Consider the following 15,133-nt stretch of genomic DNA (forward strand, 5'->3'; position numbering starts at 1 on the left):
ACGTCCTTGTATGGCAGGGCAATCAACACAGGTTGCGAGAGTAGCGCTCAGCGCTCGCCGGCATACGGATCGGCAATGCCCAGTTCGGCCAGGATGTCACGCTCGAGCTGTTCCATGGCATCGGCTTCCTTCTCGTCTTCATGGTCCCAGCCGAGCAGGTGCAGCACGCCGTGCACGGTCAGGTGCGCGTAGTGGGCGTTGAGTGCCTTGCCCTGTTCGTCCGCCTCGCGGGCGACCACCGGGGCGCAGATCACCAGATCGCCCAGCAGCGGGAACTTCACGCCCTTGGGCAGGCCCTCCGGCAGTTCGGCCGGGAAGCTGAGCACGTTGGTCGCGTAATCCTTGCCGCGGTAATGCCGGTTCAACGACTGGCCTTCCTTGGCATCGACCAGACGGATCGCCAGGTCGGCCTCGCGGATGCGGCCCTTCAGGGCGGCGGCCACCCACTTGCGGAAGCTCACCGCCGAGGGCAGCCCGGCGCGGGGCAGAGCGTAGCTGATCGCGACGTCCAGTCGCACGGGACCACGGGTCATGGGGTCGCTCCGGGTTGGACCTGCTGCAGATCGCGGCGGTCGTAGGCGCTGACGATGCGGGCCACCAGCGGGTGACGGACCACGTCGCGTGCTTCGAAGAAGGTGAAGCTCACGCCCTCGACATCACGCAGCACATCGATCGCATCGCGCAGGCCGGACTTCACGTGCTTGGGCAGATCGGTCTGGGTGAGGTCGCCGGTGACCACGGCCGTGGAGCCGAAGCCCAGGCGGGTCAGGAACATTTTCATCTGCTCGACCGTGGTGTTCTGCGCTTCGTCCAGGATCACGTACGCATCGTTGAGCGTGCGGCCGCGCATGTAGGCCAGCGGCGCGATCTCGATGACGTTCTTTTCCAGCAGCTTGAGCACCTTCTCCACGCCGAGCATTTCGTACAGCGCGTCGTACAGCGGGCGCAGGTACGGGTCCACCTTCTGGCTCAGATCGCCGGGCAGGAAGCCCAGCTTCTCGCCGGCCTCCACCGCCGGGCGCACCAGGATCAGGCGCTGCACGCGCGCTTCATTGAGTGCTTCCACGGCGCTGGCCACGGCCAGGAAGGTCTTGCCGGTACCGGCCGGGCCGATGCCGAAGTTGATGTCGTGGGTGGTGATCTGGTGCAGGTAGCGGGCCTGGTTGGCGCCGCGGCCGCGCACGGTGCCGCGCTTGACCTTGATCGCCACTTCCTGGGCCTCGTAGGCGCGCTCGACCACATGCTCCACGTTGGCCTGGTTCAGCCGCAGGTGGATGGCATGGCTGTCGAACACCACGTCGCCGGCTTCGGCGTACAGCGCTTCGATCAGGGCCTGCGCATCGGCCACCACGGCCTTGGGGCCGGTCACGCGGAACACGTGGCCACGGTTGGCGATTTCCACGCCGAGGTTGAGTTCCACCTGGCGGAGATGTTCATCGAACGGACCGGCCATGTTGGCCAGGCGCTCGTTGTCTTCCGGGGTGAGGGTGAAGTCGCGTTGTGCGAGTGCGGTCATTGCGTCCGGCGGCCGCCGGTCCAGCCGACCGGGCCGCAAGCAGGGAAAGGGAGAACAGGGTAGCGCGGGTGCGGGGTCGCCGCTACAGCACCGGCGGAAAGTGGTTTTCCACAGGGGCTGTGCAGCGCCGGTGCAGCAACCTGTGGATAGGTGGCGCCAGCCCTACTGCGGCAAAGGGTTCAATTGCGTGGTCAAAAAAGCGTCAACGATGGCCGCACCGTGGTCCGGCCATCCCGCTCAGTCTGCCGTCACCATCCGCGCGCGCAGCGAGTTGCTGTACGCCTCGGTGATCACCACATCCACGAACTGGCCGACCAGGCGCGGGTGCCCCGGGAAATTCACCGAGCGCATGTTCTCGCTCTTGCCGGTCAGCTCGTTCGGGTTGCGCTTGGACGGGCCTTCCACCAGCACGGTCTGGACGGTGCCGACCATCTTTTCCGAGATGGCTGCAGCCTGCTCGTTGATCCGGGCCTGCAGGCGCGACAGGCGCGCGTGCTTTTCCGCATCGGGGGTGGTGTCTTCCAGATCGGCGGCGGGCGTGCCCGGGCGCCGTGAATAGATGAAGGAGAAGCTCTGGTCGAAGCCTACGTCCTCGATCAGCTTCATGGTCTTCTCGAACTCGGCGTCGGTCTCGCCGGGAAAACCGACGATGAAATCCGAGCTGATCGAGATGTCCGGGCGCACCGCACGCAGCTTGCGGATCTTGGATTTGAATTCCAACGCGGTGTAGCCACGCTTCATCGCCGAGAGCACGCGGTCGCTGCCCGCCTGCACGGGCAGGTGCAGGAAGTTGGCCAGCTGCGGCACATCGCGGTAGGCATCGATCAGCGAATCGCTGAACTCCAGCGGGTGCGAGGTGGTGAAGCGGATCCGGCCGACGCCGTCGATCTCGGCGATGGTCCGGATCAGCAGCCCGAGGTCGGCGAACTCGCCGTCGCCATACGGGCCGCGGTAGGCGTTGACGTTCTGGCCGAGCAGGTTGATCTCCAGCACGCCCTGGGCGGCCAGCTGCGCCACCTCCACCACCACGTCCTCGAACGGGCGGCTGACTTCGGTGCCGCGGGTGTAGGGCACCACGCAGAACGAGCAGTACTTCGAGCAGCCTTCCATGATCGAGACGAACGCGGAGGCACCCTCGGCGCGCGGCTCGGGCAGGGCGTCGAACTTCTCGATTTCCGGGAAGCTGATGTCCACCTGCGATTTGCCCGATTCACGGCGCTGGCGGATCAGCTCCGGCAGGCGGTGCAGGGTCTGTGGGCCGAACACCAGATCCACGTGCGGCGCGCGCTTGATGATCGCCTCACCTTCCTGTGAGGCCACGCAGCCGCCGACGCCGATGATGACCCCGCGGCCGTTGTTCTTCAGCGCCTTCCAGTAGCCCAGCTGGCTGAACACCTTCTCCTGGGCCTTCTCGCGGATCGAGCAGGTGTTCATCAACAACACGTCGGCCTCGGCCGGGTCGTCGGTGAGTTCCAGCCCTTCCGAGGCGGCGAGCACGGCGGCCATCTTGGTCGAGTCATACTCGTTCATCTGGCAACCGTGGGTCTTGATGTACAGCTTGCCGCGCACCGGACCGGTCACCTGCGGCTTGGCGCCGGGCAGGGGGAGCAGATCGGGGCGGGGGGCGGAGCTGGGCGGAGCAGAGGCAGGCAAGGCAGAACCGGCCGAAGTCGGCGCGGTCGAAGCTGGCGTCCCGGTCATGGCGCTTATTCCAGTCGGGTGGGCGGGCAGGCAGCCGGATGGCTGCGGTGAGCAGGCCATTGTAGCCGGGTCGGGCTCCCCCCTTGGCAATCCCCGGCGAATTGGGGACACTCCCGCTCATGAAGGGGATGTTGGGGATCGCTGCGCTGGCCTTGGCTGCGCTGACCGCTATGCCGGCCAGTGCGGGCACGCTGTACAAGTGCGTTGGTGCCGACGGCATTCCCAGCTATGTGAGCAAGCGCGTGGGCGGGGCCAGCTGCAGCGTGATCAGCAGCTACCGGCCCGACCGCAGCGCGCCCCGCCGGGCCCCGACTGCGCCGCCCGCGCCGCCCCCGGTCGCCCAGATCGCCAGCGCCACACCTGCAGCGGGGGGCACCGCCGCGCCGGCCCGGGCCGATACCGCCACGGTCGCCACCGCGATCACGCCCGCTCCGGTTCCGGTTCCGGCCACCGTGCTGACCGCGCCGCCCACCCGGGCGCCTTCAGCGGGCAAGGCTGGGCAGGTCCGCAGCGGTCAGCTCTATTCGTATATGAAGGACGGCGTGCGCCATTACACCAGCGCACGTCCGGCCCAGATGGCCAGCCTCGGGCAGGTCCGCACCATCCATTACACCTTCATCGAACGCTGCTATGCCTGTGGCGCGAACCCCTCGGTCAACTTCGGCTCGGTCCGCCTCAACACCACGGCCTATCAGAGCGAGATCGCCGCCGCCGCCCGGGAGTTCGGGGTGGAAGAAGCGATCGTGCGCGCGATCATCCATGCCGAGTCCGCCTACAACCCGCTGGCGCTGAGCCGGGCCGGCGCGCAGGGCCTGATGCAGCTGATGCCGCCCACCGCGCGTCGCTTCGGGGTCAGTGATTCCTATGATGCTTCGCAGAACATCCGCGGCGGCGTGCAATACCTGTCCTGGCTGCTCAAGCGCTTCAATGGCGACCTGACCCTCGCCGCCGCGGGCTACAACGCGGGCGAGGGTGCGGTAGCCCGCCATGGCGGCGTGCCCCCTTACAGCGAGACCCAGTATTACGTGAAGCGGGTGGCCGTATTGGCCGACCGCTATCGAAGTGCGGTCGCCACCCAGCAATAACCGATGGCGCCGGGAGTACCTGATGCCGTACTGTCGGGGTAATGTCGTTCCGTAGTACCGCGTTGTGTGGCCGACTTCGGTTCAGCTACACTCGCGGCTGATTCAATGTGGACTGGCCCCCACCGGTCTGCTGGCAGCCTCAAGCTACCTAAATCAATATCGGAGTGCCGGATGGCCAACGATGGGGTAAACGATCCAGTCAATACTGGACGTCGACGGTTTCTCTCAGCAACCACTGCGGTGGTCGGAGCGGTCGGCGTCGGATTTGCAGCGGTACCGTTCATCAAGTCCTGGAATCCCAGCGCCCGCGCCAAATTGGCCGGTGCCCCGGTGATTGCCGACATCAGTGCGCTCCAGGAAGGCCAGCGTCTGGTCATGGAGTGGCGTGGACAGCCGATCTGGATCGTCAAGCGCTCCAAGGCCATCCTCGATGCGCTGCACGGGCTGGACGGCCGCCTCAAGGATCCCGGCTCGGGCGAGAAAGAACAGCAGCCTGAGTACGTGCTCAAGCAGAATCCCGAATTCCGTTCGATCAAGGCCGAGGTCTCGGTGCTGGTCGGGCTGTGCACCCATCTGGGCTGTTCGCCGGAAATGGTCGCCGAGATCCGCCCCGAGCCCTACGACCCGCAGTGGAAAGGCGGCTATTTCTGCCCCTGCCACAAGTCGCGCTTCGATATGTCCGGTCGCGTGTTCAAGGATGTTCCGGCACCGATCAACCTGCTGGTGCCGCCGCACCATTACCAGGACGACAACACCATCATCATCGGCGTTGATCCGCAGGGGGCGGCTTGATCATGGCCAATATCCTTTCCCGCACCGCCACCGGCCTGGCCGACTGGGTCAACGCGCGCGCGCCCGGGCTGATGCCGGTCTACCGCAAGCACGTCAGCGAGTATTACGCGCCGAAGAACTTCAACATCTGGTACTACTTCGGTTCGCTGGCGCTGCTGATCCTGGTCAACCAGATCGTCACCGGCATCTTCCTGACGATGCACTACAAGACGAACGCGGCCGAAGCGTTCGCTTCCATCGAATACATCATGCGGGACGTGGAGTGGGGCTGGCTGATCCGCTACATGCACTCCACCGGTGCCTCGCTGTTCTTCATCGTGGTCTACCTGCACATGTTCCGCGGCCTGCTCTACGGCAGTTACCAGAAGCCGCGCGAACTGGTCTGGATCCTGGGCATGCTGATCTACCTGGTACTGATGGCCGAAGCCTTCATGGGCTACGTGCTGCCATGGGGCCAGATGTCGTTCTGGGGCGCCAAGGTGATCATCTCGCTGTTCGGCGCGATCCCGGTGATCGGCACCGGCCTGACCGAATGGATCATGGGCGATTACCTGCCCAGCGACGCCACCCTCAACCGCTTCTTCGCGCTGCATGTGATCGCGCTGCCGCTGGTGCTGTTGCTGCTGGTGGTGCTGCACCTGGGCGCGCTGCATGAAGTGGGCTCCAACAACCCGGACGGCGTGGAGATCAAGAAGGGCCCGAAGGGCAACCGCTGGTCGGCCACCGCGCCTACCGACGGCATTCCCTTCCATCCGTACTACACGCTCAAGGATGCGGTGGGCGCCGGCTTCCTGCTGATCATCGCTGCCTTCATCATCTTCTTCGCCCCGGCCTTCGGCGGGCTGTTCCTCGAACACGACAACTTCACCGAGGCCAACCGCCTGGTCACACCCGAGCACATCAAGCCGGTCTGGTACTACACCCCGTACTACGCGATGTTGCGCGTGGTGCCCAACAAGCTCGGCGGCGTGATCGTGATGTTCTCGGCGATCGCCATCCTGTTCCTGGTGCCGTGGCTGGACCGGGCGCGCGTGAAGTCCTATCGCTACCGTGGCCTGCTCTCGCGCGGCCTGCTGGGCATGTTCGCGGTGTGCTTCGTGTGGCTGGGCGTGATCGGCTCCGGCCCGGGTACGGATGCGCACGAGACTTACATCGGGCGCGTGCTGACCTTCCTGTATTTCGCCTTCTTCATCACCATGCCGCTATGGACCAAGCTGGACAGGACCAAGCCGGTACCGGACCGGGTGACCACGCATGACTGACCACTGGATTGTCCGGCTGGCCTGCGCAGCGGCCCTGATGTTTGGCGTAGCGGTGGCCGATGCCGCCGAAGGTGCCAAGACCCTGCAGGCCGGTAATGACCTGAGCGATCGTGCTTCGCTGCAGCGTGGCGCACAGCTCTACATGAACTACTGCTCCGGCTGCCACGCGCTGAAATACCTGCGCTACTCGCGCATGGCCGCCGATCTTGGGCTGAGCGAAGAGGAGGTCATGAACAACCTCAACTTCACCGGCACCCCGGTGGGTGAGCCGATCCCGGTGACGATGCCCAAGGCGCAGGCCGAGAAGTGGTTCGGCAAGATGCCGCCGGACCTGAGCCTGATTTCGCGCGTGCGGGGCAGCGACTGGGTCTACACCTATCTCAAGTCGTTCTACCTGGATCCCACGCGGCCGCTGGGCTGGAACAACACCGTGTTCCCCAATGCCTCCATGCCCAATCCCCTGTGGGAGATGCAGGGGCTGCAGCATGCGGTGCACGGCAAGCCGGAGAACCCGGGTGAAGATCCGCCGGTGGTCGGCCTGAAGATCGAGCAGCCGGGCAACATGGATCCCGGCCAGTACGATCAGGCGGTGCGCGACATCACCAATTTCCTGGAGTACGCCGGCGAGCCGGCTGCGCTCAAACGCCAGAAGCTGGGCGTGTGGGTGATCCTGTTCCTGGCGCTGCTGACCTTCCTGGCCTATCTGCTCAAGAAGGAATACTGGAAGGACGTCCACTGAGCCGTCGGGCGCCGTCCAGTGGCGATCGTTCCACGCGTGGGACCATCGCCCTATTGGCTTTTGTGATGTGCGGTTGCACACTCGGGTACTGTGACGACCGTCGGCAATGGGCTGGCGGCGCCGATACGACCGGCGGTTACCGGACGTTGGAGAGCCTTTGATGGCGGCGAGCGTACGCATGCGGAATACCCTGACGCTGTTTTCCTCGAACGACGATGTGCTGTGCCATCGCGTGCGGCTGGTACTGGCGGCCAAGGGCGTCACCTATGACTCGGTGCCGGTCGATCCGCAGAACCCGCCCGAAGATCTCATCGATCTCAACCCGTACCACTCCGTGCCCACCCTGGTGGAGCGCGAGCTGGTGCTGTACGCGGCATCGGTGGTCAGTGAGTATCTGGACGAGCGCTATCCGCACCCGCCATTGATGCCGGTCGATCCGCTCTCGCGGGCCCGCATCCGTCTGGCGATGCTGCGCATCGAACACGATTGGGTACCGCAGGTGCAGGCCATCCAGCTGGGCAACAAGACCCAGGCCGAGGCGGGCCGCAAGCGGCTCAAGGAACTGCTGACCAGCGCGGTGCCGCTGTTCAAGGCCAGCAAATTCTTCCTCAACCCGGAAATGAGCCTGGCCGATTGCGCGATGGCGCCGATCATCTGGCGGCTGCAGGCGCTGGACGTGCCGCTGCCGAAGGATGGCAAGTCGATCGAGGATTATGGCAACCGCATTTTCCGGCACCCCGGCTTCATCCGCAGCCTGACCGACCAGGAAAAGAAGCTGCGCGATCTGCCGGTCTGATCGGCGGGAGGTGTGCCGCGTGCGGCACCGGTGGACTGAACGAAATCGCGGTGCCGGTACGCGCCATGGCTGACCTGCGGGTAGGCGGGCGCGTACACTTGCACCAGGCAATCCGGATCAAGAGCAGCCGAGCACGGCTCGGCTCTACCACATGACTGAAGACACTTTTCGCATGACCAGCCACCGTCCGTACCTGTTGCGGGCCCTGGTGGAATGGATCAATGACAACGACCTGACGCCGCATATCCTGGTCGACGCCGGTCTGCCTGGCGTGCAGGTGCCGCAGAGCGCGGTCAAGGACGGCCGCGTCGTCCTGAACATCGCCGAGCGCGCCGTGGTGCGCCTGCATATCGATAATGACAGCGTGAGCTTCTCGGCCCGCTTCTCCGGCACCAGCTACCCGGTGCAGGTGCCGATCTCGGCCGTGCTGGCCGTGTATGCCCGCGAGACCGGGCAGGGCATGGCGCTGCCGGATGACATCCCGGGCCATGAGCCGGGTCCGGACGACGAGCTGCCGCCGGACGATTCACCGACCCCGCCGGACGATGCACCGCCCAAGCCCAGCGGTCGCCCGCATCTGCGGGTGGTCAAGTAAGACTCAATGGCCGCCGCAAGGCGGCCATTTCATCAGACGTCCTCGGCATCGCGCGTATCGATATCGCGGCGGATCTCACTGATCCGCGCCGCCGACGGTCCCACGAACGTGATCAGCTGATCACCGCGCAGCACCATGCGCCCGCTGTGCCGGTCCACGCCATCGTGCGAGTACTCGAACTTGAAGGTGCGCTCCCAGCCCAGCCAGCCGTTGTCCTTGCGGCACACGCGCAGGCCGGTGGCGTGCACGCTCTGGTCCAGCCACTGCACATCGGCAGCGCGGCAGGCATTGCGCCCGAGCACGCCGGCACGCTCGGCGGCGGCACGCGAGGAATTCCAGAAGGCGTAGGCGAACGCGCCGGCAATCATCAACAGGATCAAACTGGGCATCGGTGACTCGGCGCGGTCAGGGAGGTCGGTCTCTCCAAGATGGCGACGAATGCGGCGCGGATCAAGCCATCCGCGCGATCGCGATCAGGGCGTGCGCGGTGGCGGTGGGGGCGGTGTCTCCGTGCCGGGCCCCGGCATGCCGTTCGGAGCGGGCGCGTCCATCGGCACCGTGGCCGGCGCGGTGGCCGCCAGCTTCAGCAGTGCGGCCCAGTCCTGGCGATTGAAGCTGCATTCCTCTTCGCGGCCCGGGGTGCAGCCCAGATCCACCCCATCGCCCGCGCTGGCCTTTGCGGGCGGCAGCTCGATGCGACCGCTGCGGTCCAGCGACAGCTTGCGCAACGCCACGGTGTTCATGACGTTGCCGCCGATCAGATACAGCGTGCGGTCGCCGCCCATGTTGGCCGCGATCACCACTTCGCAGTGCGATTTCCAATGCGTCACCGCGCCGCTGCCCAGCGACTGCATCAGCCCGCTGTAGCTCAGAGTCTCGCGGCGGTCGCGCAGGTAGCACAGCAGGTCGCCGGGCGCGGGTTTCTCCTGCGCCGGATCGGTCATCCGGTACGGCCCGCTGTTCTGGTACGCGGCGCGGATGTAGTCGATGTGCCGGGGCGACCGGGTAAAGCCGGGCACCGAGGCACGGGTCATCACCCAGGAAATGAAGGCGGCTGACCACGGGTTGTCCACCAGGAACGCGCGGCAGTCGGTGTCGGTGTAGCGCGTGCCCGGCGGGGCCATGCAGCTCGATGCGCCGGGCTGGCTGCCCATCGGCGACAAGGTGCCGCTCTGCCGCCAGTAGCCGACCACGCGCTGCCAGGCGACCAGGCCGTTGTCGGCCAGGTGGACGTCCTCGGCTTCGGTGACACTCAGGCTGGCTGCGCGGCCATCACGATCGATGAAGGGCCGATACCAGAGGCGGTGTTCGTTGCAGGCGGTCTGCACGATGGCCACGGCCAGCGGGCTCAGCCCGAACCGCGGGGGTACATCGCAGACCTCGGCGGCGGACGCCTGCAGCGGCAGCAGCGCGAGCAGGGGAGACAGGCAGGCGAGAAGCGGCAGGCAGCGCATGCGTGCATTCCAGGTGGGGGCAGACGCAGCCTCGCAGACCGCATCTGCCCATACCGTGAAAGCGGCATCAGCCCTGTGGCGGCGGGCCCAGTTTCAATGACAGGTCGATTGCCTGCACATGCTTGGTCAGCCCGCCGATGGAGATGCAGTCCACGCCGTCCTCGGCGATCGCGCGCAGGCCGTCCAGACCGACACTGCCGGACACTTCCAGCGGAATCCGCCCGGCCGCGATGCGCACGGCCTCGCGCCGCGTGGCGGCGTCGAAATCGTCGATGAGGATGCGGGTGCAGCGCACCGCCAGCGCCTCGCGCAGCTGGTCCAGGTCTTCGACCTCGACCACCAGCGGCAACGCCGGCCACTGCGCACGCGCCGCCAGCACCGCAGCGGTCAGCGAGCCGGCCGCACGGATGTGGTTTTCCTTGAGCATCACCGTGTCGAACAAGCCCAGGCGATGGTTGTCGCCGCCGCCGCAGCGCACCGCGTACTTCTGCGCGACACGCAGCCCGGGCAGGGTCTTGCGGGTGTCCAGGATCCGCGCGCCGGTACCGGCCACCGCCGCGACGTACTGCGCGGTGGTGGTGGCCGTGCCGGACAGTGTCTGCAGGAAGTTCAACGAGGTCCGTTCCGCGCTCACCAGGCTGCGGTTGCGGCCCTGCAGCAGCGCCAGCACGGTGCCGGCGGCGACGCGGTCGCCCTCGGCTACCCGCCACTCGATCCGGACGTCCGGATCGAGCGCCCGATGGGTCGCATCGAACCAGGGGCGACCGGCGATCACCGCGTCCTGCTTGCACAGCAGGTAGGCGCTGTCGGGGCGGTCGGGGAGCAGGGCGGCGGTGACATCACCGCTGCCGATGTCCTCGGCCAGTGCACGGGCCACATCGGCGGCCACCAGGGCGGCCTCGGGGGCCGGCACGGGGAGGTGGCTCATTTTTCCGGGAAATCGGCGATCTGGGCGGTGGCGATGGCCTCTTCGGCCAGCAGCACCGGGATGCCGTCGTCCACGCGGAACACCTGCTTGCGGTCGCGGGTCAGCAGGGCCTCGCGCAGCGTCTGTGCCTGCGGGCTGCCATCGGCCTTGAGCACGGCACCGGCACCGATCGCGCGGTTGAGCGCGTCCAGGCCGGTGGCGTCGAGCAGGGACAGGGGCTGGCGCGTATCGGGCGAGCACAGGAGGTCGAGCAGCTTGCGATCCATGGATTCTTCGTCTTGCGTGGAAGACGGCTAGAATACGTCTTTAAGGCAGGTGACGGCCAATGACCCTCAACCAAACCGCGCCGCTCGTCGGCATCGTCATGGGATCCCGCTCGGATTGGGAAACCATGCAGCACGCCGCCCAGAAGCTGGATTCGCTGGGCGTTCCCTATGAAGTGAAAGTGGTTTCGGCGCATCGCACGCCGGACGTGCTGTTCACCTACGCCGAGCAGGCGGGCCAGCGTGGCCTGCGCGCGATCATCGCCGGTGCCGGCGGGGCAGCGCACCTGCCGGGCATGATCGCCGCCAAGACCGCCGTGCCGGTGCTGGGCGTGCCGGTGCAGTCCAAGGCGCTGAACGGCATGGATTCGCTGCTCTCCATCGTGCAGATGCCGGCCGGGATTCCGGTCGCCACCTTCGCCATCGGCAACGCCGGCGCCTCCAACGCGGCGTTGTTCGCAGCCGCCATGCTGGCCTCCGACCAGCCGGCGATCGGTGAAGCGCTGGACGCCTTCCGCGCCCGCCAGACCGAAGATGTCATGGCCCACGACGACCCGCGTCAATGACCAGGACCGTTGGCATTCTGGGCGGCGGTCAGCTCGCCCGCATGATGGTCCTGGCCGGTGCGCCGATGGGGCTGCGCTTCGAGCTGTTCGACCCGGCTGCCGATGCCTGTGGTGCCCAGGTGGCACCGCTGCAGGTGGCCGCATTCGAGGACGAGGCGGCCCTGGCGGCCTTCGCCGCGCGCGTGGATGTGGTGACCTTCGACTTCGAGAACGTGCCGGCACGCAGCGCGAAGTTCCTGGCCGAGCGCGTGCCGGTGTATCCCAATCCGGATGCGCTGGCCGTGGCCCAGGATCGGCTCAGCGAGAAGGCTCTGTTCCAGTCGCTGGGCATTCCGCTGCCGGCCTTCGCCGATATCCGCAGCCGCGACGAACTGGCGGCCAGGGCCGCCGAGTTCGGCATGCCCTGCATCGTCAAGACCCGCCGGCTGGGCTATGACGGCAAGGGCCAGTTCCGGATCCGCAGCGCGACCGACATCGACGCGGCCTGGGACACCCTCGGCAGCCAGGTCGACAAGACCGGGCTGATTCTGGAAGGCTTCGTCGCCTTTGATCGCGAAGTCAGCGTGGTGGCGGTCCGCGGGCAGGATGGCGAGTTCCGCGCCTGGCCGATCACCGGCAACTGGCACGTCGACGGCGTGCTCTCGGCCAGCCTGGCCCCGGCGCAGCTGCCGGCGGCCCAGCACGAGGCGGCCATCGGCTATGCACGGACGCTGGCCGAGCGTCTGGACTATGTCGGCGTGTTCGCGCTCGAACTGTTCTGCCGCGGCGATGAGCTGCTGGCCAACGAGATGGCGCCGCGCGTGCACAACTCCGGCCACTGGACCATCGAAGGCAGCGAGACCTCGCAGTTCGAGAATCATCTGCGTGCCGTGCTTGGCCTGCCGCTGGGCGACACGCGCATGCTGGGCCATGCCTGCATGCTCAACTGGATCGGCCAGATGCCCGATGCCAGCGCCGTGCTCGGCCAGGCCAGTGGCCACTGGCACGATTACGGCAAGCAGGCGCGGGACGGCCGCAAGGTCGGCCATGCCACGCTGCGCGATGATGATGCGGCGGCGCTTGCCGGTGCATTGGAAAACGTCGGTGCGCAGCTGGATCGCGCCGACCAGGTCGCGCCGGTCATCAAGATCCTGCGCGGTTGACGGCGAGGAGTGCCGGCCAGCGGCCGGCACTCCCTGGATGCACGACCAACGGTCGTGCGCTACCGGACCTCAATCGCGCAATTGCGCGGTAACGAAGTCCCAGTTCACCAGCTTCCAGAACGCCTCCAGATAGCGCGCGCGCTCGTTCTGGTGGTCGATGTAATACGCGTGTTCCCACACATCGCAGGCCAGCAGCGGGGTGCTCTCGCCGGTCAACGGCGTGCCCGCGTTGCGCGTGACCTGGATCGCCAGCGCGCCATTGGGGTGCTGTACCAGCCACACCCAGCCCGAGCCGAACAGGCTCAGCGCCGCACGGTCGAAGGTGTCACGCAGGCGCTTGGCATCGCCGAAGTGACGGGTGACCAGTTCACCCAGCCGGCCCTGCGGATCGCCCCCGGCGCGCGGGTGCAGGCACTGGAAATAGAACTGGTGGTTCCACGCCTGCGCGGCCGCGTCGAACAGGCTGCCCTGGCTTTGGCGGACGATCTCCTCCAGTGGCAGCTCGGCCAGCTCCGTGCCTTCAATACGCGCGTTGACCGTGTCCAGGTAGCCACGCAAGTGCCTCCCGTGGTGCAGGTCCAGCGTCTCCGCAGAGAGGTGAGGCTGAAGGGCGGCGCGGTCGTAGGGAAGGCGAGGCAGTTCGAGGGGCATGGGCACGACAGATTGGGAAGGAAGAGCGCCGATCCATGGCGGATTGTCATCAGTGTGGCGGATGGCAGGGTGCCCACCACGCGAAGGTAGGGCATACAATGGCGGCCAGGGAAGTCTATCCGACCGGTGAGGCCGGGTTGTCCCATTGGAGGGAGAGTCGTTGTGGCGGTGATGCAGCAGATCCAGTCCGAAGTCGAACGTTACCCCCTCGTGTTGTTCATGAAGGGCACCCCGCAATACCCCATGTGCGGCTTTTCAAGCCGTGCCATCCAGGCATTGATGGCCGCCGGCGCGATCGCGCTGCGCACGGTCAACGTGCTGGAAGAACCCGAGATCCGCGCCAATCTGCCGCGCTTCTCCAACCTGCCGACGTTCCCGCAGCTGTTCATCCACGGCGAGCTGATCGGCGGCTGCGATATCGTGCTGGAGCTGTTCGAATCGGGCGAGCTCAAGCGCATCGTCGAAGAGGCGTCCCAGCCGTGAGTGCGGTCCCGTCCGTGGTGGCCGGGACCGGATCGCTCGCCGATCGCGTCATTCTCATCGCCGGAGCCGGGGGAGGCTTTGGCAGCGCCGCCGCTGTCGCCTGCGCACAGGCCGGGGCAACCGTGGTCCTGCTGGGGCGCAAACCCCGCCGGCTGGACCGGGTCTACGCTGCCGTCGAGGCTGCCGGCCCCGAGCCGCTGCTGTATCCGCTGGATCTGGAGGGGGCCACCCCCGACGACTACGCCACCCTGGCCGAGCGCCTGCACTCCGAGCTCGGCCATCTCGATGGTGTTCTCTATTGCGCAGCTGATTTCGCCGGGCTGACCCCGTTCGAACTGGCCGACCCGGCCGCCTTCGCCCGCGCAGTCCACGTGAACCTGACCGCCCCGGCCTGGCTGGCCCAAGCCTGCCTCCCGCTGCTGCGCCAATCCGAGGATGCCGCCCTGGTGTTCACCGTGGATGACCCGGCGCGGGTGGGGCAGGCATATTGGGGCGGCTACGGTGCAGCCCAGCACGGCCTGCGCGGCCTGATCGCCTCCCTGCACGACGAACTCGGCCGCAGCCCGGTCCGGGTCAGTGGCCTGCAGCCGGGCCCGATGCGTACCGCGCTGCGCGCCCGTGCCTTTTCGCTGGATGAGGACCGCAGCGCCCGTGACCCGGCCGAGTGCGCCGCGGCGGCGGTGCTGCTGCTGTCCGCTGCCGGCGCTGCCCATCGCGGCCAGATTCTCGAGGCCTGAGGGCGGGAAGGGCGTCACCGTTGGGTGACCGTGCCCAGGGCGACCGTGCCCAGGGCGACCGTGCCCAGGGCCGTCCCACGGCTGTCAGGTAGTGCCGGCCGCTGGCCGGCTCCCCAGTGCACCTTGAAAACCCCGCGGGGACCCTCCCGAAGCCGCTGGCGGCGTCAAATGGCCCGCATTCAGCCGGTCACAATCAAATGTGAAGATAGCGTCACGATCCCGTTGTGATGGCGTGTGTTTTGTCGCCAAACCGTCACAATCCGAGGTTACCGTGTTAATCTAGTGTTAACCGTTGCGGCTGAAACCAGCTCGCGGCTAGGGAACCCAGATAAAAGTCCAGTCAGCCGCCAGCAAGGCTGCTTGGGCGCGTTTTTTTCTCCGCCATCGCCAATCTCGCATCGAGGCTACTCCCCAATGACCCAC

Annotated in this window: 18 protein-coding genes; 10 read left to right on the forward strand and 8 right to left on the reverse strand. The window is 66.8% G+C overall.

The genetic code is table 11. The annotated features are described in order from the left end of the window. Positions 1–47 precede the first annotated feature (47 nt). The 3 genes from ybeY to miaB form a co-directional block, all read right to left on the reverse strand. Positions 48–533, reverse strand: a complete 486-nt coding sequence (gene ybeY / locus ACWV8V_RS02860; RefSeq protein WP_121041647.1) for an rRNA maturation RNase YbeY — start codon at positions 531–533, stop codon at positions 48–50. Then, positions 530–1,516 carry a PhoH family protein gene (locus tag ACWV8V_RS02865; protein ID WP_455898905.1) on the reverse strand — a complete coding sequence of 329 codons (987 nt, stop codon included), beginning with the start codon at positions 1,514–1,516 and terminating at the stop codon, positions 530–532. Before ACWV8V_RS02865 ends, ybeY begins: the two co-directional genes overlap by 4 nt. A gap of 237 nt (positions 1,517–1,753) precedes the next feature. Continuing rightward, on the reverse strand, positions 1,754–3,217 hold the full coding sequence (gene miaB, locus ACWV8V_RS02870; RefSeq protein ID WP_455898906.1) for a tRNA (N6-isopentenyl adenosine(37)-C2)-methylthiotransferase MiaB: 1,464 nt from the start codon (positions 3,215–3,217) through the stop codon (positions 1,754–1,756). Between the two features lie 119 nt (positions 3,218–3,336). Between miaB and ACWV8V_RS02875 the strand changes: the two genes are divergently transcribed. From ACWV8V_RS02875 to ACWV8V_RS02900, 6 genes are all read left to right on the forward strand, one after another. After that, on the forward strand, positions 3,337–4,302 hold the full coding sequence (locus ACWV8V_RS02875) for a lytic transglycosylase domain-containing protein (protein WP_455898907.1): 966 nt from the start codon (positions 3,337–3,339) through the stop codon (positions 4,300–4,302). A 171-nt stretch (positions 4,303–4,473) separates the two neighbouring features. Then, complete coding sequence (gene petA, locus ACWV8V_RS02880) at positions 4,474–5,094, forward strand: ubiquinol-cytochrome c reductase iron-sulfur subunit (RefSeq protein ID WP_070426998.1); 621 nt, start codon at positions 4,474–4,476, stop codon at positions 5,092–5,094. 2 nt (positions 5,095–5,096) lie between these two features. After that, entirely contained in the window at positions 5,097–6,356 is a 1,260-nt protein-coding gene (locus ACWV8V_RS02885; RefSeq protein ID WP_123728838.1) for a cytochrome b, read from the forward strand. Positions 6,357–6,393: 37 nt separating this feature from the next. Beyond that, positions 6,394–7,095: a cytochrome c1 gene (locus tag ACWV8V_RS02890; RefSeq protein ID WP_346470678.1), complete on the forward strand. Its 702-nt coding sequence runs from the start codon at positions 6,394–6,396 to the stop codon at positions 7,093–7,095. Between the two features lie 160 nt (positions 7,096–7,255). Then, positions 7,256–7,891 (forward strand): glutathione S-transferase N-terminal domain-containing protein, encoded by a 636-nt coding sequence (locus tag ACWV8V_RS02895; protein ID WP_019186262.1) that lies wholly within the window; start codon positions 7,256–7,258, stop codon positions 7,889–7,891. A gap of 151 nt (positions 7,892–8,042) precedes the next feature. Further along, a complete protein-coding gene (locus tag ACWV8V_RS02900; RefSeq protein ID WP_121041657.1) occupies positions 8,043–8,486 on the forward strand; it encodes a ClpXP protease specificity-enhancing factor in 444 nt (147 codons plus the stop codon). 32 nt (positions 8,487–8,518) lie between these two features. On the opposite strand, the gene ACWV8V_RS02905 is transcribed toward ACWV8V_RS02900, so the two are convergent. The 4 genes from ACWV8V_RS02905 to ACWV8V_RS02920 all read right to left on the reverse strand — a co-directional run bounded on the left by ACWV8V_RS02905 (position 8,519) and on the right by ACWV8V_RS02920 (position 11,134). Next, positions 8,519–8,875, reverse strand: a complete 357-nt coding sequence (locus tag ACWV8V_RS02905; protein ID WP_019186192.1) for a DUF3301 domain-containing protein — start codon at positions 8,873–8,875, stop codon at positions 8,519–8,521. Between the two features lie 84 nt (positions 8,876–8,959). Next, positions 8,960–9,940 (reverse strand): DUF2272 domain-containing protein, encoded by a 981-nt coding sequence (locus tag ACWV8V_RS02910; RefSeq protein WP_455898908.1) that lies wholly within the window; start codon positions 9,938–9,940, stop codon positions 8,960–8,962. A 67-nt stretch (positions 9,941–10,007) separates the two neighbouring features. After that, positions 10,008–10,868 carry a carboxylating nicotinate-nucleotide diphosphorylase gene (gene nadC, locus ACWV8V_RS02915; RefSeq protein WP_455898909.1) on the reverse strand — a complete coding sequence of 287 codons (861 nt, stop codon included), beginning with the start codon at positions 10,866–10,868 and terminating at the stop codon, positions 10,008–10,010. Then, positions 10,865–11,134 carry a Trm112 family protein gene (locus ACWV8V_RS02920; protein ID WP_455898910.1) on the reverse strand — a complete coding sequence of 90 codons (270 nt, stop codon included), beginning with the start codon at positions 11,132–11,134 and terminating at the stop codon, positions 10,865–10,867. The genes nadC and ACWV8V_RS02920 overlap by 4 nt, the downstream gene beginning before the upstream one ends. A gap of 59 nt (positions 11,135–11,193) precedes the next feature. Here ACWV8V_RS02920 and purE point away from each other — a divergent pair, with 59 nt between their 5' ends. Together purE and ACWV8V_RS02930 are read left to right on the forward strand one after the other, a co-directional pair. After that, positions 11,194–11,697: a 5-(carboxyamino)imidazole ribonucleotide mutase gene (purE, locus tag ACWV8V_RS02925; protein WP_346465464.1), complete on the forward strand. Its 504-nt coding sequence runs from the start codon at positions 11,194–11,196 to the stop codon at positions 11,695–11,697. Continuing rightward, positions 11,694–12,839 (forward strand): 5-(carboxyamino)imidazole ribonucleotide synthase, encoded by a 1,146-nt coding sequence (locus ACWV8V_RS02930; protein ID WP_455898911.1) that lies wholly within the window; start codon positions 11,694–11,696, stop codon positions 12,837–12,839. Before purE ends, ACWV8V_RS02930 begins: the two co-directional genes overlap by 4 nt. A gap of 69 nt (positions 12,840–12,908) precedes the next feature. Here ACWV8V_RS02930 and ACWV8V_RS02935 read toward each other — a convergent pair whose 3' ends face one another. Further along, positions 12,909–13,490 carry a superoxide dismutase gene (locus tag ACWV8V_RS02935; RefSeq protein WP_455898912.1) on the reverse strand — a complete coding sequence of 194 codons (582 nt, stop codon included), beginning with the start codon at positions 13,488–13,490 and terminating at the stop codon, positions 12,909–12,911. A gap of 162 nt (positions 13,491–13,652) precedes the next feature. Between ACWV8V_RS02935 and grxD the strand changes: the two genes are divergently transcribed. Beyond that, positions 13,653–13,973 (forward strand): Grx4 family monothiol glutaredoxin, encoded by a 321-nt coding sequence (grxD, locus tag ACWV8V_RS02940; RefSeq protein WP_019186185.1) that lies wholly within the window; start codon positions 13,653–13,655, stop codon positions 13,971–13,973. Further along, positions 13,970–14,710 (forward strand): SDR family NAD(P)-dependent oxidoreductase, encoded by a 741-nt coding sequence (locus ACWV8V_RS02945; RefSeq protein WP_455898913.1) that lies wholly within the window; start codon positions 13,970–13,972, stop codon positions 14,708–14,710. The genes grxD and ACWV8V_RS02945 overlap by 4 nt, the downstream gene beginning before the upstream one ends. Positions 14,711–15,133: the final 423 nt, after the last annotated feature.

The sequence above is a fragment of the Stenotrophomonas sp. Ker107b genome (assembly GCF_053847245.1).